The organism is Clostridioides sp. ZZV14-6150 (genome assembly GCF_020657875.1).
Lineage (GTDB): Bacteria > Bacillota > Clostridia > Peptostreptococcales > Peptostreptococcaceae > Clostridioides.
The window spans coordinates 63,021-81,627 of record NZ_JAGWDA010000014.1 but is presented as its reverse complement, the minus strand read 5'-3'; the positions used below and the strand labels follow the sequence as shown (position 1 = coordinate 81,627).

The 18,607-nt window shown below is 32.9% G+C and carries 21 protein-coding genes; 2 read left to right on the top strand and 19 right to left on the bottom strand.

The window, feature by feature from the left end; genetic code table 11:
* Window positions 1-358: 358 nt before the first annotated feature.
* From KGF41_RS15590 to KGF41_RS15550, 9 genes are all read right to left on the bottom strand, one after another.
* On the bottom strand, window positions 359-2,020 hold the full coding sequence (locus KGF41_RS15590; RefSeq protein ID WP_227856962.1) for a hypothetical protein: 1,662 nt from the start codon (window positions 2,018-2,020) through the stop codon (window positions 359-361).
* A gap of 33 nt (window positions 2,021-2,053) precedes the next feature.
* Window positions 2,054-2,485: a hypothetical protein gene (locus tag KGF41_RS15585; protein ID WP_227856961.1), complete on the bottom strand. Its 432-nt coding sequence runs from the start codon at window positions 2,483-2,485 to the stop codon at window positions 2,054-2,056.
* A gap of 28 nt (window positions 2,486-2,513) precedes the next feature.
* Window positions 2,514-2,726 carry a hypothetical protein gene (locus KGF41_RS15580; protein WP_227856960.1) on the bottom strand — a complete coding sequence of 71 codons (213 nt, stop codon included), beginning with the start codon at window positions 2,724-2,726 and terminating at the stop codon, window positions 2,514-2,516.
* The gene (locus KGF41_RS15575) at window positions 2,693-3,526 is read right to left on the bottom strand and encodes a hypothetical protein (RefSeq protein ID WP_227856959.1); all 834 of its coding nucleotides are present in this window, start codon (window positions 3,524-3,526) and stop codon (window positions 2,693-2,695) included. Before KGF41_RS15575 ends, KGF41_RS15580 begins: the two co-directional genes overlap by 34 nt.
* 168 nt (window positions 3,527-3,694) lie before the next feature.
* Window positions 3,695-4,627: a teneurin-3 gene (locus tag KGF41_RS15570; RefSeq protein WP_227856958.1), complete on the bottom strand. Its 933-nt coding sequence runs from the start codon at window positions 4,625-4,627 to the stop codon at window positions 3,695-3,697.
* A gap of 4 nt (window positions 4,628-4,631) precedes the next feature.
* Window positions 4,632-5,057: an SMI1/KNR4 family protein gene (locus KGF41_RS15565; protein ID WP_227856957.1), complete on the bottom strand. Its 426-nt coding sequence runs from the start codon at window positions 5,055-5,057 to the stop codon at window positions 4,632-4,634.
* 85 nt (window positions 5,058-5,142) lie between these two features.
* Complete coding sequence (locus KGF41_RS15560) at window positions 5,143-5,259, bottom strand: NUDIX domain-containing protein (protein ID WP_413906977.1); 117 nt, start codon at window positions 5,257-5,259, stop codon at window positions 5,143-5,145.
* A 21-nt stretch (window positions 5,260-5,280) separates the two neighbouring features.
* Window positions 5,281-6,039, bottom strand: a complete 759-nt coding sequence (locus tag KGF41_RS15555; RefSeq protein ID WP_227856956.1) for an HNH endonuclease — start codon at window positions 6,037-6,039, stop codon at window positions 5,281-5,283.
* 342 nt (window positions 6,040-6,381) lie between these two features.
* Window positions 6,382-6,891 (bottom strand): hypothetical protein, encoded by a 510-nt coding sequence (locus KGF41_RS15550; RefSeq protein ID WP_227856955.1) that lies wholly within the window; start codon window positions 6,889-6,891, stop codon window positions 6,382-6,384.
* A 145-nt stretch (window positions 6,892-7,036) separates the two neighbouring features.
* Between KGF41_RS15550 and KGF41_RS15545 the strand changes: the two genes are divergently transcribed.
* Window positions 7,037-7,264 carry a hypothetical protein gene (locus tag KGF41_RS15545; protein WP_413906975.1) on the top strand — a complete coding sequence of 76 codons (228 nt, stop codon included), beginning with the start codon at window positions 7,037-7,039 and terminating at the stop codon, window positions 7,262-7,264.
* Between the two features lie 201 nt (window positions 7,265-7,465).
* On the opposite strand, the gene KGF41_RS15540 is transcribed toward KGF41_RS15545, so the two are convergent.
* The 10 genes from KGF41_RS15540 to KGF41_RS15495 all read right to left on the bottom strand — a co-directional run bounded on the left by KGF41_RS15540 (window position 7,466) and on the right by KGF41_RS15495 (window position 18,191).
* On the bottom strand, window positions 7,466-10,573 hold the full coding sequence (locus tag KGF41_RS15540; protein ID WP_227856954.1) for a type I restriction endonuclease subunit R: 3,108 nt from the start codon (window positions 10,571-10,573) through the stop codon (window positions 7,466-7,468).
* Entirely contained in the window at window positions 10,573-11,790 is a 1,218-nt protein-coding gene (locus KGF41_RS15535; RefSeq protein ID WP_227856953.1) for an AAA family ATPase, read from the bottom strand. Before KGF41_RS15535 ends, KGF41_RS15540 begins: the two co-directional genes overlap by 1 nt.
* 2 nt (window positions 11,791-11,792) lie before the next feature.
* Window positions 11,793-13,001, bottom strand: coding sequence for a restriction endonuclease subunit S (locus KGF41_RS15530; protein WP_227856952.1), 1,209 nt, complete (start codon window positions 12,999-13,001; stop codon window positions 11,793-11,795).
* Window positions 13,002-14,552 carry a type I restriction-modification system subunit M gene (locus KGF41_RS15525; RefSeq protein ID WP_227856951.1) on the bottom strand — a complete coding sequence of 517 codons (1,551 nt, stop codon included), beginning with the start codon at window positions 14,550-14,552 and terminating at the stop codon, window positions 13,002-13,004.
* A 100-nt stretch (window positions 14,553-14,652) separates the two neighbouring features.
* Window positions 14,653-14,889, bottom strand: a complete 237-nt coding sequence (locus tag KGF41_RS15520; RefSeq protein WP_227856950.1) for a helix-turn-helix domain-containing protein — start codon at window positions 14,887-14,889, stop codon at window positions 14,653-14,655.
* A gap of 33 nt (window positions 14,890-14,922) precedes the next feature.
* On the bottom strand, window positions 14,923-15,153 hold the full coding sequence (locus KGF41_RS15515; protein WP_227856949.1) for a hypothetical protein: 231 nt from the start codon (window positions 15,151-15,153) through the stop codon (window positions 14,923-14,925).
* Window positions 15,150-16,760, bottom strand: a complete 1,611-nt coding sequence (locus tag KGF41_RS15510) for an AAA family ATPase (RefSeq protein WP_227856948.1) — start codon at window positions 16,758-16,760, stop codon at window positions 15,150-15,152. Before KGF41_RS15510 ends, KGF41_RS15515 begins: the two co-directional genes overlap by 4 nt.
* Complete coding sequence (locus KGF41_RS15505) at window positions 16,753-17,214, bottom strand: ABC-three component system middle component 2 (protein WP_227856947.1); 462 nt, start codon at window positions 17,212-17,214, stop codon at window positions 16,753-16,755. Before KGF41_RS15505 ends, KGF41_RS15510 begins: the two co-directional genes overlap by 8 nt.
* A gap of 19 nt (window positions 17,215-17,233) precedes the next feature.
* Window positions 17,234-17,833, bottom strand: coding sequence for an ABC-three component system protein (locus tag KGF41_RS15500; protein WP_413906976.1), 600 nt, complete (start codon window positions 17,831-17,833; stop codon window positions 17,234-17,236).
* Between the two features lie 154 nt (window positions 17,834-17,987).
* Window positions 17,988-18,191, bottom strand: coding sequence for a hypothetical protein (locus KGF41_RS15495; RefSeq protein ID WP_227856945.1), 204 nt, complete (start codon window positions 18,189-18,191; stop codon window positions 17,988-17,990).
* Window positions 18,192-18,413: 222 nt separating this feature from the next.
* On the opposite strand from KGF41_RS15495, the gene KGF41_RS15490 reads away from it, so the two are divergent.
* On the top strand, window positions 18,414-18,605 hold the full coding sequence (locus KGF41_RS15490) for a hypothetical protein (protein ID WP_227856944.1): 192 nt from the start codon (window positions 18,414-18,416) through the stop codon (window positions 18,603-18,605).
* Window positions 18,606-18,607 lie beyond the last annotated feature (2 nt).

Genomic DNA, 18,607 nt, shown 5'->3' with positions numbered 1-18,607 from the left:
ACTCCCTTCGAAACTAAATGACTTTATTAGTTCGAAAAGTCATTATATCTCAATAAAAAAATTTAGTCAACATAACTAGCATCTTTTTACTCAAACAGTAGATATTTTCGAAAGTATTGTAAATAAATTTACCACCGACTTTCCACAGAAAATAATTACAGTGGCAAATCCACCTTTATAAAATCATATAAATAGCTGAAGTCCTGTTATTCTCTAATAAGTTTAACTACAGTCTCACAATGGCTCGAGAGGATAGCAAGTACATCTAGGTACGAACACTTTATCCACTAAGCCAAATTCACATTTTTTTCTAACAAGAGTACGAACAACTGGTCCAATATCTAAAGAATACTATCCACTAACTAAATAGTAAAGATTTCATTTTGTCACTTGCATCTTTATAATATTTTTTCATGAATTTTGTCATTCCAATATCAGAATACTTATCTTGAATATACGTGCTAAACGGTTTTAGTTTAGAACTATCAAAGTATTCTTTAAGTAATGAAAAAATGTCATTCCCGCACTCCATCAAATACAGCAACATCTCATATTCTTCTATATTCAAATTATAAAAGTATTTTACAGCAGCACATTTTTTATTCTCACTAATTTCATTGTGTATCGAATTGTAGTAATTTGGAACAGCATTAATATTGTCCATTGTCACCGAAACTATATATGCTGTTTCGACATCTTCAAACTCTGTTTTCTTATCTAATACTGAAGTAAGACTAGCATCTGCTTGTAGAATTGGATCAACAAATAACTTCTTATTGTTATCATCAACTCTTTCATTTTTTATCATACAATCAAGTAAAACCGAAAAGCCTTTTGCTTCTACAACTAGTAATTCATTTTCCTTTTTGATATATACATCTGAAGATTTTTTAGCATTTCCATTTTCAGTATAAGAAAATTCATCTATATATTCGTATTCACCTATCACCGCATTCTCTGTTACATCTTGTATATATTTCTCGTACAGTCTACCAAAAAACGCCATAGCTCTGCTATCCTGTTTAGGATAGCAATCTCTAATTAGCCAGAATATTTTCTCGAAAAATGCATTTCTCAAGGTTATGTCACTAATTGAAACAATGTTATTTTCTTCATCTTGAATAACCGGAAATGAAAAAAACTCACTGAAATCCCACTCCAAATCTAAACTTTGCTTTGACCAATCTTCATAATCTTTTATTGGTTTACAAAGCGTAGATATAACTTTATTTGCTAAATCAGTTAAGGGTGAATTGCCATAGCTTTCATTTATGTTTGTCCATATTGAATTATATGTTAGCCCATTTATACCAGAATAGTATTGTGCCAACTGCCAAAATAATATGGAGCTATACTCAGTTGGAGTAAACATATATTTACTAGCAAAGTCATTATAATAATACCTAAACTCATTTTGTATATCTTCTGCAAAATTATTCTTATCTTGACTAATAACTTCTAGCATATAGTACATTCTCAAAAGTTCGTTTGCAACATTTCTTTGATAGTTTAAGTGATAGGTTGAATAAAGGAAATGATCTGTATCAATTCCTTCTTCGTGCTTATCACTTACTATTTCTGCAACGATCAATTGCAATTTAATAATCATTTGATAATCTTCTTTAGAAATGCGATAGTCTATATCTTTCATAGACTCAAAGTCTCCATATGCAAAAATATATTTTAACAGTATCAGCATCATCTGCACTGAAATAATATGTACATTTTTCCTAAGCAATTTATTTGATTTCAATTCTTCTGGTGAAGTAGGAACTATATCACACATTTCATTTTTTAGTACCATTTCTAAAGGAATACTAAATTCAACGAAGTCAGTTTTTACAGGTTCTTTATATGCATCTCTCACTCTAATAAGCTCACTAATGATAGACAATGCTTTGTGCATATTTATTTTTTTGATTTCCTCAATTAAATTTGGTTTATCTCCCTCAAACACTTCAGAATAAGTCAATAGTATTTGTGCATCTGTAGCATCTATAGTATACAATTTCCAGTTCACGCCTTCTTTACCTTCATTATCCTTATTAGAAAACTATTCTTTACCTTCATAATCATCTGATGTCAAAAGAACCGCTGGAGTATACTCCGTTTCAGGGATCAATTGTTTTATCACTTTAAACAAGTCTTCGAAATAATCACCCAGTACCCAATAAATCTTTTTGAACTTCGATTTATCAAAGTATGTAATATCAAACTCGATTCCGCCAATATCCGTACTGAACTCAGTAACTTCTCGTTCAATTACTCCAGGTATTATATCTGCTATTTTACAATATATCATCTTAAATAGCGGGCTGTCCGTTTTATAACTCCATGTTCTTCTAGGATTTATTTGTGTCTCCATATAAGGGGTATATTCATATGTAATAGACATTGATGTGATTGTCACTTTATCCTTGAAAGCTTCATCGACACAGCAATATCCTGACGAACCTTTAATCACAATTCTTACTATTTCTAACATGTTACACGCCCCCCATTTATATTTATTTCTAACTCCAGCACTTATCTTTTAGAAACTCCGCAACTATCTCAACACCTGGAATTTCATCAGTTCCTAAAAGCTGTGACAAATCAAATATTCTAGTTCCCATAGATCCGCCTGGAGTTATCTTTTTAAAGTCAGTTTCATAGAACTTCTCCACAAAAAAATATCTATGTTCAATAGTTCTTAAATCGTATCCATGAGAATCACCATCAGCCATCGCCTTGCAATCAGCTGCTTACGTTCTTCTGTCAATTCACCATATTCAGGTGTGTATTTAACACCAGTTTTTGTTTCAACTGCAGTAATACGAGCGCATACTTTTCCAATAGCTCTTAGACTCTTCTGCTTGTATAATCCAAGATAATCATGAGCTCTAAACCCACGTTCAGTATTATCATAATAAACATTATTAGCAGTATTAAAATCCAGTGTTGTTCCAGCAAGCTGCATACGTAGATACTTCCAAGAATCAGACACTGGGATCAAACCATCTCTATAACAATAATTTAAATAATCATCCAGTACTTCTTGCATCTCATAATCACGATCATCGATGACTTCTCTTATGGCATTGGCCATCGTCTCAAATGTAGTATTGATATGAATTACCGGATGAACCTGAGTAGCATTATACTCTTTCAGCTGTTTCTCAAAGTCTGCAAGTTTTGCTTCTGCCATTGGCTCAGAAGCAAGTGTAATCATTACCTTGTTTTTTTCGTCACCGAATGACTTCATGTGTCTCATTAACTGATCAGAATAAAACCAGTCTGTCAGCTTTGTCTCTACAACAATTTTAAATCCTTCTTGAGTAATCGTTGCATCAGGAATACTATCCACACTCTTTTCCTGTAATGTAAATACAATTTCTGGCTCAAATGAATCAGCAAAGTACTCAGATTTCAAAAATCGAAAGAACTTGTCTGATGAATATGAATACAAACGTGATAAAAGAAGCATGGTATTGGCTGTAGCCACATTTTCTTTCTCATGGTATCTCTGGAAATAGTGTATTTTCATGTTTATGCCTCCTTCTTTTTACCGTAGCTTTTCGGAAAGTATTCTTTTCCCAACTGCCTTATGTATTTATCAATACCTTTAAGGTTATAATCGCTCAATCCATAGGACAAATGAACATCAATGTACTGATAGGTAAGTTTATTTTAAAATTATCATTGTATCAGCCATTTATTTTTTGCCCCCACGTGGGTATGCTGCCTTTTCTTTCAATACACCATTATATCTCTGGCTATGTGGACCAACCATATGCATACCTGGAGAGTTTCGTTCATGTAGTACATCTTCAACTTGTGTAATAACTCCACTCGCCTTTTCTAATGTATTACTCTTTATACTACTACCTGGCTTCTGGTTTGTCGGTACTTTTAGTTGAGTTTCCCCACTATTACTTCTTCCTCTTTTGGATGTAACATTCGCAACTACTTCAATAACTATCGTAACTCCGACATTTTTTATTATACTTGTAGCAACAGGGTGTCGTTCTGAAAACTCTAACACGGCCTCTGCTGCGCGCAGGAATTTATCTCTAAAACCTGATTTTTTCTTAAATTCTACTTTGCTTTTAGGAGTAATTGGCTTTGCACTATTTTTAGTTAATATTTGATTATCAGTTTCATCAGCCTTATCTTTACTGTCTTTGATTACACTCTCTTCAACTTTTTCTTCATCAGATACAACTTTCTTATCAGATATTGTTTCCGATGGTAGAACACTAATATTGATAATAGGATTGCTCAATTCAATAACAATACACGGCTCTAAATTACCATTTTCAAATAATCTTGTTTCCCCAGTAATATAATCAAAATATCCAAGAGTAGTGTTCTGATAATTTCCATCATGCGCTTGTAAGTGCTCCGTCCTTGATAAAAACTCAATGTTTTGAGGATTGCCTTGGTGTTCTGGAAATTTCTCTACATTCAGCATATGATGGCCTTCAAATGCTTTTCCTTTTTCATCATAAGCTTTTCCTTTTTCAAGGATATCCTTCTGCTGTTCAGGAGTCCAGTCTCTAGTACCTTTTCCTTCTTGGACTAATTGTTGCTCAGCATTCCATGCTTTGCAAATAGCTTTATTGGCTTCAGAGGTTCTTCTAGACATAGAATCAGCCTCCTATACCTAACAAATCATATAAATCCTTCAGGAACGTAAAAAAGTCAGTATATACTTCTTCATCCTCTATTCTGCCAGCCTCGTGGTTGTAGATAACTATTTTTTCGGTTCCTTTTTCAAAAAGGATAGGATCTCCAGATGCTAAGGCTCCAAGTACAATGTAATTGTCACTCGGTCTGTCGTTATCATTAATATCAATTATTGGCTTATGATCTACCCCGTATAACTGAAGTCCAGCAGGTAAGAAGAATTCTCCACCATCCGAAAAACATAACCACTTTTTATACTGAAGCGGCAGCGTAACGTTATTTTTATTTTCAAAGCCAGATATCTTATCGTCTGTAGTTTCTGGGAGGAATACCATTTTCCCTTGTTCATTGAATTTATCGACTATTTTCTTTAATTCATCTGATATCATATAATTCACCTTCCTTACACGATTTTTTCTTTCATGGTTTTATTAAACTAGTAGGGATACCATTTACGAGATATGATCCTATTAACTAATGGTTAATTTCACATATAAGGGCTTGCTGTGGAGTTTCTCCTTCCCCAATCTTACCACCAGGGAATTCCCACTGACCCTTGAACTCACCATAGCCCCTGGCCGTTGCAAATATTTTATCTTCATATCAACCTCATCAAATAAATTCTAACAGTTTCTTTTCCATGCAGAATTCATATCCCATCTTTTTTACTCCTGCATTATCAAAGGTTGCATCAATTGATGTACCACTTATTCCAGTAATAGTTCCAATTCCAAAAGCCTTATGTTTGATTTTCTTTCTGATAATATCTGGTGGAATTACTACTGCTGGCTTGAGTTCTGATTTAGGCACAACTGGAATGACAACCGATTGCACTTTTCCGCCACTCTTTTTCTTGGAAGTTACCATCTTTGCAAACTCTGCATCTACGTCCTTACCGCGTGTCTTGTAATCTTTCATATCCGTAAAAACAAACATTTGAGGCTTTCTAACATCATTGTCCGGAATTGGACGAATAGGGAACATCCATACTTTTCTATCATGACCATCTTCGCCAGGCTGGGTTTCTGTATATGGCTTACCCGCTAATTCGATTCTTCCGCAATAAATATATTCACCTGCATCTATTACCTCAAACAGATGAGCATCAACTCCATTGTGACTACAATTTGCTAATGTGGCATTTTGTGCCCAATAAAGATCCTGGTCACCTGACTTACCCATACCAGTGTAATGAAGAACACCGGTGATCCATTTGTCATGATAAATGCCCTTTATATAGTCAGATACAATCACAAGCGTATTCGTTGTTTTTGATAGTCTCATGCCCCCCATATTACCGCATTTAAATGTATCAACAATATCTGCATTTTTAAGTGTTTGTCCTATTGTTAGTCCAGGATTAAATACCATGTTGTGCCCCCATTAATAATTTTATCTATTCTTGTACCATATAAAATGATCAAATTTTCTTTTTCTGTTTTCTACTGTAATGCCAAGTTCATCAAGTTTTCTTGTTATGTAATCGTTATATTCATTGTACTTGTAACCGTCTTGCCACTTCTGGATCTGATTTTTTGTAACATCATCAAAATAACGTGGTAGATATTCTTTTAGTACTGTGTCTAGAATAGAGTAGTCATCTCTTCCATAAAGATTTCTATTATGATAACAACAATACTTCGACGCAAATGAAAACAGATTGATTTTACCGTTGCTTCTAGCTATTTCATTTACTACTTCTGGATCCCCCGCTTAAATCCTTGAATCAATATTGGAAATCGAAGCAATAACCTCTGCTAATTCGACCATGCTAATTCTGCTTTTATGCTGTGATAGGTGAGTGGAGTTTGTTATATCAATCAACCCTACTTTCATCGCAACCAAATCTGGCTCAGTATTCTCCGGAAATTTTCTAAGGCATCTTGTAATCAACTCATTTTCTGGCCCGTAGTTATCTGTGTTTTGTACTAATGCTGCTGTAGCTTCAATTGTATCATTTGTTATTAAATCACCAGAAACATCTCTATATCCCTTTTTGCTTTGAACGGGCTTACTTGGAATAACAGTTTCAACATCTGATAGATAATAATATGATGGATTACTTCCTGTGCGTATAATAATTTCTTTATTCACAAGTCCTGTTAATGACGCATAAATATTAGGACTATGATTTTTATCTCCATACATCGATTCTGCTAGAGCGCCTTGTGTCATTGCACCATTTACTTTTAGTAAATTGATTATTTCATCCTTCTGGTCCATACCAACACCTACTTCTTTTCTTTTATGTACTTTCCACTTTTTATTCTCTGATCATCAGGCTTGTCCGCTTCAGACGGAATAGCCCAATGAAGGTGTTGGGGGCACTAAGAAATGGGAACGCTTAGAAAGTTATGGGCCGAAGTTTGTGGAGAACATTGTACAAGCTGTAAGTCGCGATATACTTATGAACGCTATAAGAATACTTTCTCATTGCTTCATAGTAGGACATGTTCACGATGAACTTATTATTGAATGCAGTAAAGATATTAATCTAGAGACTATTTGCGACCAGATGGGGACAAGCCCTGAATGGTTATCAAATATTTTACTTAGGACCGATGGATATGAAACAGAATTTTATAAAAAAGACTAAGAAAAAAGTCAATAGTATGATACCACACTATTGACTTTTTTCTTATAAAGTGATTTGTGCATTCCCACGTTGTCAACATGGAATTTAGGCCTCTCATCCCTGATAACGGTCAAAAGATCAAGCATAAAAATTAATTTGCAATTTTCAATACCGATAATTTTTCACCTTGATGTCTTTTTCCATAGAATTATTCCCCTAATTTTAAATGCTTCCACCGACGCCTTTAAACTTCTCTACAAAAGCAGATATTTTTTGAAATGCTGTTTGTTTTTTTGTCAGATATTTAGGGTTAAGTGGACTCATCTTTGGTAGAACTTCATTAAGCTCTGTTCCATTTTCACTTGCATATTCTCTTTTTAAAGAAGTAAGAATATAGCGCTTTGCAGCCTCTGTATTTAGTTCCTCTTCACTAATCAGTTCTTCAGCTTCTCTTTTTTGTTCTTTTTGAGCAAATGTAAAGAATGCATCAATAATACTTGCCTTATCTTTGATTTCATCTAAATCAGTTTGATTCATGAAATCTACAACCAAACTTTCTTTTGCACGGTTTCCAGTACTAGAACGAATGATACGACGCACTTCTTCAACTAAGGTTTCTTTATCTTTTACTGCTTTATTTTTCTCAAAAATCAATTCCAGAATATAATCAAGATTAATTTCTTGAGATTTTAATAAATCAATTTCAAAGACAATATCATCCCAATCAATGCTTGAATCCTCTTTGTCTTTTCCAGCCTTTTCACGACGTAGCCAATCACGAATATCATTATATGTAGAACGATAATCTTGAATAGCTCTTTCTTCCGGAATTTGAATATCCTGCATGGCTTTGATCTCTTCATCGCTTACATAATGTGTAGCTTTAAATTCTTCCAACGCTTCTGGATCTTGTATATCAATAGACTGTAACGCTTTTAAATTAGTAAACTCATCATAGTTTTGTAGCACATTTTCAATACGTAAATACTCACCAAATAGCTTAGCAAACTCTTTTTTATCCTTTTCAGTAACTATCTTTTCAATATCAGGGAATCTTGAGTTTAACTCTTTCACTACATCTACATAACCACGACGTGCTTCTCCTGTAGATATATCAGTGAAGCCTTCCATATATTCTCTATAACTTTTTTCAAGTACAACGTTTTTAGTATTCTTGTCTCCAAAAAGCGTAATCGCATCTATTGTTGCTTGTTCCAGATTTCTGAAAGTCACAATATTACCAAAAGTCTTTGTTGAATCATAAATACGATTTGTTCTGGAGAATGCCTGCATTAAACCATGGAAACGAAGATTTTTATCGACAAATAGTGTGTTTAGGGTTGGAGCATCAAATCCTGTTAAGAACATACCAACTACAATCAATAGATCAACTTCCTGTTTTTTTACACGGTTAGCAAGATCTCGATAGTAATTTTGAAATTCTTTACTATCCACACCAAAGTTGGTTTTAAACATTTTATTATAATTATTAATAGCCAGCATTAAAAATTCTTTTGCACTGCTATCCATTGCTGTAGGCTCGAATGTTTCATCGAGAATTTCTCCAATTGCACTTTGCTCTTCATTGGCAGCAAAAGAAAATATGGTTGCTATCTTTAAAGGTTTATCACTGTCTTTTTGTAAGTTGCTTAGGCATTCATAATATAGTTTTGCTGCATCAACACTGCTAACAGCAAACATTGCATTAAATCCCTTCGCTCCAATATGTGAACGATGAGTTTTTAACCTAAAATTATTTAAAATATACTGAGATACTTCCTTTATTCTTTCAGGATGAAGCAGTGCTTCTTTTGTTTCTGCAGCCGATAATTTTTTCTCATCTTGTTCCATCTCAATAGATTTAAATTTAGGTCGAACATCATTGTAATCAACTTTGAACTTTAGAACTTTCTCATCTCTAATCGCATCAGTAATAACATAGGAATGTAGCTCACTACCAAATACTGAAGCTGTTGTTTCAGCACCTAGCGCATTTTCTGGAAATATTGGTGTACCGGTAAACCCAAATTGATAATACTTTTTAAACTTCTTATTAATGTTTTTTTGTGCTTCACCAAACTGTGAACGATGTGCTTCGTCAAAAATAAAGACCACTTGTTTATTGTAAATAGGCAAGTCTGCTTCACCTTTTATAAGATTGTTTAATTTTTGTATTGTAGTAACAATAATTTTATTATCATCTTTTTCAATATTACGCTTCAAGCCCGCTGTATTTTCTGAACCATTAACACTATCTGGGGAAAAACGTTGGTATTCTTTCATTGTTTGGTAATCTAAATCTTTTCTGTCTACTACAAAAAATACTTTATCAATGAAATCAAGATCAGTAGCTAAACGTGCAGCCTTAAAACTAGTTAAGGTTTTGCCTGATCCTGTTGTATGCCAAATATAACCACCACTTTCAGTCGTTTTCCATTTCTTTGTGTTATATGAGCTTTTTATTTTCCACAAGATTCTTTCGGCTGCTGCAATTTGATAAGGACGCATAATCAACAAATTGTCACTTGAATCAAAAACTGAATAATGCAAAAGTACCTTTAAAATTGTATTCTTTTGAAAGAATGTAGCTGTAAAATCTTTAAGATCTTTAATCAATGAATTATCAGATTTTGCCCAGTTCATCGTGAAATCAAAGCTGTTTTTATCTCTCTTGGTTGTATTTGCAAAATATCGACTATCGGTACCATTAGAAATTACACAAATTTGTAAATATTTATATAACGAATTATCGCTGTTAAAGCTCTCTTTGCTGTATCTGTTTACTTGATTGAAGGCTTCTCTAATGGCAATACCACGTTTTTTTAATTCTACTTGAACAAGCGGAAGCCCATTCACCAAAATAGTAACATCATAGCGATTGGCTTGAGAGCCTGTTATCTCAAACTGTGAAATAACCTGCATTTTATTTTTTGCTATATCTTCTTTGTTTACAAGATAAATATTTTTTATATGGCCATCGTCAAACACAAAATCATAAATATAGTCATTATGGATTTTACGAGTTTTATCTGTATGATTATCACTTGACTTATCTAAGTATTCTTCACAAAACCTTGCCCATTCTGCATCACTAAATACCACATTATTAAGTATTTGTAGCTGTACACGAACATTTTTAAGCATTGCTGCTGGCGTTGTTAACTCGGGTAAATGCTCGTAGCCTTGATTTTCTAAATCTTGTATAAATTCTTTTTCAAGAGATGCCTCTGTTTGATAAGCTGCGGCTGCTTCACGTACAAGTGAATATTTTTCATATTTATCAAGAACTATAAAGTTCTTTGTTTCTGCAATGGGATTATATTCGTACATTAACTTTCCTCCTCTACAATTGCTAATTCTTCATTCTTAAATCTATATATTCTATAAATTTCAGTAATTAACCTCTTTAAAACAATTTTATCATTATTAGTTATTATTACAATTTCTTCTGCTGAGTGCTTCGAATGACTCGAAAAATTTAGTATTCTTTTCACATAAGATTTTGAACTACCTTCAATTGGCAACAGTAAATCATACCACGTAGAATAACCTAAAAAGGTAGCTGTTTTCTCTAAAACATTTCTTAAGAAACTAAAATGATACTTGCAAATTTGATCATTATCGACAGCTCTTTTTATTTCGTCTAGTAAAAACAGATGATAAGAAAATGGTGAATCATTAGTTTTATTCAATTCATAATTATCATTTTCCTTGTTTAATACATGCTTTAAAAAATGTTTATTACTCTTATATCCAGTCTCTTTATTTGGATTATTAAAGTCATTACTTAATACATTATAGAAGATCGGATTGTGAGTGGTTATTACAAACTTAAGTTGATCCGACACACTAGATTTAATTAAACCCGCTAATTGCACAGCTAATTCAATCAAATGATTGTCATCCAAGGAACTAACAGGATCATCAATAAACACATATTCTAAATTATCAAACTGGTTTGTTTCTCTTTCTTGGTCAATGCTATCTTCATCTATATTTAAAACTTCTATGACTTGTTCAAGTAACGAATAAAAAACACCCCAAATAAAACAGCTTTCTTCACCTTTTGAAATTTTAACATTATCAGATTTCTCATCATTTCCACGTTCATAAGTAAAAGTAACCTCGGAAAAAGCAGGTACTGTTATATCTTTATCGTCTACTTTGGTAATATATTGAGCATTAAAGTGTGGCGTCAACTTCTCGTCAGTATAGTGTTGAAAAATATCAGTCACATTGCCATCTTGTCCTTGGTCTTCAAATACCCATTTTGTAAAAGCATTAGGTCGTATTATCAATTTTCTATCTGTGTCATTCTCTAAATCATTATCCCAGTAAAATAAATCTTCTGTGAACGCATTATAATAAAGAATTTTCTTGCTAGCCAAACCGGTCTCATCACCTTCATTGTCATCTTTAGGTGAAACTAAGTTTTTAAATTCTCTTGATAGACGTGTTTTTCCGGTACCATTAAAAGCATAGATTAATTGAACTTTTTTATTATTATTTTTTAGTTCCTCAGCAACCTCATTTAAACTTTTCCCCATATCTATACCTCATCGTCTATATTCTTGAACGTCAAAAGCTTATCCCTGTAGTATTCATATTGTTTTTGTCTTTCATCTATTTCAGCAGGTAAACTTTTTGAGATATCATTGCACAAAGTATCAAAGCGATCTAGCATACTTACAATACGTTTTTGTTCTGGCAATGATGGTACTGGTATTTTAATACCATTCAGGTTTTTTTGATTCAATTTTGGTTGCGCCGCACCAGTAATGTAAGGCGTTAAATCTATAGAATTCAAATACATTTCAACATATCTTCTAGTTTCATATTCTTTAAACTTTAGTACGTGTGCATGATTATTTACCCATGTTTTTCCTGATATTGAAAACGCAATAGGAGTTGTACGTGCTAAAAGATTAGCCCCGTCTTCAGATATCAAAAGATAATCGCCATCAAAAATATAGTCTTTAACATAATCTACAATTCCAGATGCACCATAGTATGGAATATCCCCACTCTCTCTATTTCCACTTGTAACAGGCTTTCTTAGTGAGTCACAATTTTCGGCGATAACATCTAAAGTCATCAATTCAATATCTTGTGCACTCCTAAATAATTGTGTTTTATAATACTCATACTGTTTTTTTCTATCTGTAAGCTCTGCTGTAAGCTCTGCTGTAAGCTCTGCTGTAAGCTCCGTGAAATTGTCCAGTATACGGACAATTTCACGCTGGATTTCAATATGTGGGAGCGGGATCGAAGTATGCAGAACGTCATTCATATTTGGATGTTGTATACCTGAACCTCGATATGTTTTATCAATATAATCACTTTTGCTTTGCATGCAATAATATAAATACTTATTTGATAATACTTCAGTGTCTGAAGATGTCGCGATTCGGTTATCAGCAGTAACAAATTTACCTTTATAATATTTCATAACTTCCTTCACAGGTCTTGATTTACCCCACGGAATTGTTACTACCTCACCTTCACATAAATTAGAACCTGCAGTTGCTTCATCTGTCCAGCCTGTTTTTTCACCAGTCGAAAGTAAAAAAACTGTTCCATTTTCAACTTCTAAATTGAATAATTCTGCTGCAAGTAAATAAGGATAACTAATAACCTTAGACTGCTTGCTTCTATCAACACTATTAAATTTTTTATCCCATGTTGTTAATTCCCATATCGCTCTATACTCCACACCATCAGGGCAAAGTTCTTCTATAAGCTGTTCTAATTTACTCATTTATTGCACCTCGATTTCTGCGACAATTTCATCTATCTCAGCACGAAGTCTGTCTATGTTTGCCACTGTTTTTTTGATTTTAGCATTTAGTTCATCTATATTGATAACTTCTCTTGTATCCTTAGCTTCAACATAAGAACTTACTGAAAGATTATAGTTTTCAGCTGCTATTTTATCGTTATCTACAGATATTGCAACATGGTCTACATCTTCTTTATTGGCAAATAACGCTAGTATAGCATCGATATGAGCTGGAGTTAAAACATTGTTGTTTGTTTCTTTTTTGAAATAATCTTCACCACTTGCATCTATGAACTGAGTTTTAGTATCAGTTTTGTGTTTTGAAAGCACCAATATATTAACGGCAATTGATGTTCCAAAAAATAGATTAGGTGCAAGAGATATAACAGTTTCAACAAAATTATTATCAATTAAATACTTTCTAATTTTTTGCTCAGCTCCACCACGATAGAAGATACCTGGGAAGCAAACAATCGCTGCGCGCCCTTTGCTTGAAAGATAGCTTAATGTATGAAGTACAAAAGCAAAATCGGCTTTTGATTTTGGTGCAAGTACTCCTGCTGGTGCGAAACGTTCATCATTAATAAGCGTTGGATCATCACTACCAATCCATGGGATTGAATATGGTGGATTTGATACAATTGCATCAAAAGGTTTGTCATCACTAAAACGTGGATCTAACAGGGTATTACCTAGCGCCATATTAAATTTATCGTAGTTTACGTTATGCAAAAACATGTTCATTCGAGCAAGGTTATAGGTCGTGTGATTAATTTCTTGCCCGAAGAAACCATCTTCAATAATATGCTCATCAAATTGCTTCTTTGCTTGTAATAACAGAGACCCTGAACCTGCTGCTGGATCGTAAATTTTATTTATTGTAGTTTGACCATGTATTGCAAGTTTTGCAATCAGTTTAGATACACTTTGTGGTGTAAAGAATTCTCCTCCTGACTTTCCTGCATTAGCAGCATAGTTAGAGATTAAAAATTCATAAGCATCACCAAACAAGTCAATTTGATTTTCTTCGAATTTACCAAAGCTAAGCCCCTCAACACCTTTGATTACAGCTGCTAATCGGCTATTTTTATCTTTAACTGTATTTCCTAGTCTATTACTTGTTGTATCAAAGTCAGCAAATAGTCCTTTAATATCGAATTCAGAAGGATAGCCATTTGCAGAACTCTCAATTGCTGAAAATATATCTGCTAAATCCGTATTTAAGCTATCGTTTATATTTGCATCTTTTGCTATATTAGAAAATAACTGGCTCGGATATATAAAATATCCTTTTGTTTTGATTGCATCTTCCTTGATCTCTTTTGTAATAATACTATCATCTAATTCTGCATAGTTAACACTATCGTCCCCACCTTCAATATAGTTAGAAAAGTTCTCACTAATAAAACGATAAAAAAGTGTTCCCAAAACATATTGTTTAAAGTCCCATCCATCAACCGATCCGCGAACTTCGTTTGCTATTTTCCAAATCTGTGATTGTAATTCTGCTCTTTGTGCTGCACTTGACATTTCAATTCCTCCATATAGTTATACTAAGCTCTTTTAACCTCCAAAGGGTTACTAGCTCTTTTATTAAATTCTATCAATTTTATTGTCCCATAATACGGACTTATTCCTTTGAATCTATTCCTACTTCATCAATTTTCACAATTTCCATAATATCTTCGATATTACAGTCTAATGCATTACATATTTTTAGCAAGACAGTGGTCGTAATATTCTCACCTTTACCCAGTTTTGCAATAGAAGCGGTACTTATACCACTAAGCTTCTTTAAATCTTGTTTATTCATATCTTTGTCTATCAAAAGCTTCCAAAGTTTATTATAACTTATTGTTGTAGCCATTATATCTCTCCTTTTTTACAGTAATAGCTATAATTAATCATTAACCTCATCTCTATATGTTTTCAAAAAACCATATCTACCATTGTTATCATCAAGAGTAAATTCAATCATATTTACACTGCTGTAATCTACAACGGATACATTAGGTATCTCATTTTCTGCAATGATGATTTGATTATTTCCACAGTTACTAATGATATGTTTAAACAAGGACTCTTTCATCCCTGAAGTTGCATGCTCACTAGCTTCTATTTTTTCCTTCAATGATATAAGATTGGAGAATCTAAAATTAGCATCGCCGGTTTATAACTGCCATTCTCCTCAAGAAATTTCATTAATGAAAACAGGATTACAGTGTTTAAAAATGCTCGATAACCTTTACCTTCATTTTTCTTATGCTTTCCATTCACTACTGCATCCATTGTGGCAGAATCTATGTATGCAGATAAAGCGTTGGGATATCCACAATCTTTTACTACCGCATCAAATATCAGATTCCACTTTTTCCATACCTCTGAATCAATTCTTGTTCTTGGATCAAACTTTTTTTGTTCTTCATCATCATTTAAGCTTCTATCAAAAGCATCCACACCCAAATCTGATGCAACTTTTTCTATTACTAATAATTCCTTTTTTGCCTCAACTGCTCTCTTAAATCTGTACAATTCGTTTTTCAATCTCGACACTTTAGGCTTTAATTCTTGATTTATAATAGATATAACTTCATCGTTTTTTGTATCTAATTGCTTCTTCTCTGTTTCTAAACTTGAAATTTTATAGTTAATATCCTGTTCAACCTCTATAATATCTTTAAGTTGAAGTTTTATTCTTGATAACTCAGCTTCAGAAGCTTCAATATATTCTCTCTGCAGGTTGTCATCATTTGGCATGTATCCATCACAAAATGGACAATGTACAGGTTTCCTATTCATTGATTTTTTAGTATCTCCGTCAATAATAAATTGAAATCTTTTTATATCTGATATGTATTGTGAGTGAAGCCCATTATAGCGGTCCTTTAAAAATGATACTTCTTCTAACTGTGAAGATACCCTATAAACTTCTTTCAAAATATCTTTACTTGTTTCACTTGCATTAATAATACTTGTTTCAATAAAAGATATTTCTTCCATAATATTACTAATCTCATTATCTATATCGATTTGGTTATATTCAATTAAGGAATCTTTTAATTCTCCACTTTGATCTTTCAATTGCTGTATTTTATTGCTTATATACAATACAACTGCATTATTTTTTTCGATTCTAAGCTTACGTTCTTCTTTACTCTCTTCTGGTACTAATTCATTCATATCGTCGCCATCAATTAAAAATTTCATCGAGCTAATACTGGCTGTAATTTTTGAATGTTTAGGCTGATCTATAGGTGTGGTTTTTCTAAAAATATTATCTTCATCAATAAAAAACATTTGCAAAAAAGATATAGTCGTCAAATCTTGTGTAGAAATAATACTGTGTCTCTCTTCTATCCCCATTAACATTAGTAACAAATCACTATATTCAAGTTTAGAAATGTTATACTCCCCACTTCTAATACCCTTTAAATTAGTCATTACTTCTACATTCCCAGCCCCAGTATCTCCATTTTTACCGTCTACAATTTTTCTTGTAACTGAAACAGACACTTCATCTGTGGATTCAAATATAATACCAATCTTATCATATCCCGTTGCACTTCTTTCAAACGGAATATCTCCACCGAACATGAAATTAATACAATTTATTACATAAGATTTTCCGGAGTTCGATGGCCCGTATAAAATGTTAACACCATCTTTAAATATTATAGTAGAAACTTCTTTATCCATTCCTGATGCTGAAATTAGTTTTATATAAAAACGTCTATTCATTTAACGTCCTCCTCTCCAGACTTTCTTTTGAAAGTTTATGTATTTCCGCGATAATATATCTTTCCGACTTTGAACCATACCGTTCAATTGTAAGTTCAACTAATTGTCGATAGTCATTTGCATATTCACTGCTTAGCTCTGATACAAATGCCTTTCCATCTCCAGTCAATGCATATATTATTCTGACTGATGAGTTACACGGCTTAACATAGCCTTCTAAAACCATATTTTTTAAAACCAAACGTATTATCTTTTTTCGAGTTGCAAATTCACTAAACATAAACGGATTTTCCCCATGAAGATTCTTATCAGAGATATTAAACGCTACACCATATTGGGCAATAAAATCTATTGCATACAACATATCTTCAGTTTGAGATCCTTTAAAAGTATCTATTAAAATAGTTAGGCGTAATACATTTTCAAAAGTTGAATTAAATATCGTTGTCATCATCCCTAACCTATCCTTCCAATCATTTTTCGTTAGTCAAAAAATGGCACACTCCTTTTTTCTGTGGATTACCAATCCAATCAGTATCTCTACTTAACCAACATTTATCAACTCTTGTGTTTGGAGCTTGTGTTAAGACCTTTCTTAATCTGACTAAACCATTTTTGTATTGTTCTTCCCAAACTTCTTTTACGCCTTCATAAGTTTCATCTTTTAAAATTTGGAATTGACTTTCTTCACAATAAATATCTCGTGTACCTCTTCTAACTGCTTCGGCTGCAAAATAATATGATCTTTGATCATTGTAATGTTTTTGATGCTTCGGATATCTGGCTAACAATTCATTTGAAAATTCAGGAATCCCCTCTGCCTGTCTATAAATTTCATACAGAGCTTTTATATATTGATGCTCATATTGCTGCTTTGTTTCTGGTATTTCAATCTCAACTAGAGGATTACGTTTATACTCTTCCAAATCAACAATAACTGCTTTAGGTCCATCAATAACATTATTTCTTTTTAAGGAAAATAAGTATGCATTCGCTAAAAATTTAGCGAATGTATTTTTTTGTGCAAGAACTGTAAGTTGTTTTTTTGTCTTCTGGGGAAATTGTGGCATCATTTTCAATTATTACTTTAAGCCTAAAAATGAGATCGTCCTCAATACCAGGGGTAAGCCTCTTAACAATATTCTTTTCAAAATACAAATCTATTGTATCTAAAACTATTTGAACTGTTGAATGGTCTTTTATGATTTTTAAAGGGTTTCCACTTTTTTATCGGTTAACGATTTTACTTGCAGTTCCCTTTGAAACAGTAATTACTTCGCCTTCTTTATTCACAAGTTTAGCAGGCGCAGCAATAGCATCATAAAGCAATTCAATCAAATCTGGAGCGGCTATGGTTGAATCTTTCCATGATGTTTTTAATTCTCTAATTACAGTTGCAAAAACTAGTTCATTCAAATTGTCCACCCCCATAGTGGAAACTTGTTTATAACTTCCTGGTAACTTCATAGGAACGTTTTTTCCACTAATAAATTCTATAATTTAAATATAAACACAAAAAACTCTATGAAATAATATATAGATTTATTTTATCAAATATTATCGCGGAAATCAATGTATTATTTGCGAACACAAATATTATTTTCACATTTTATTAGTGATGTATTTCAATCATTTAGAAAGGACAAGCACTATATGACCAAACAAGAAAAAGATATGTGGATTATCAATATTGAAAATGCAGCAGGCATTGTGTACAAAAAATACGGAAGCGATGTAGCTAAATCAATATTTCAAAGATACGGTGTAAATGGAATTTATAACTTAAGTCCTTGCTATTACTCAGAAGTCTTTGGCGACTTAGAGCTAATGGCAAATGACAACTAGTA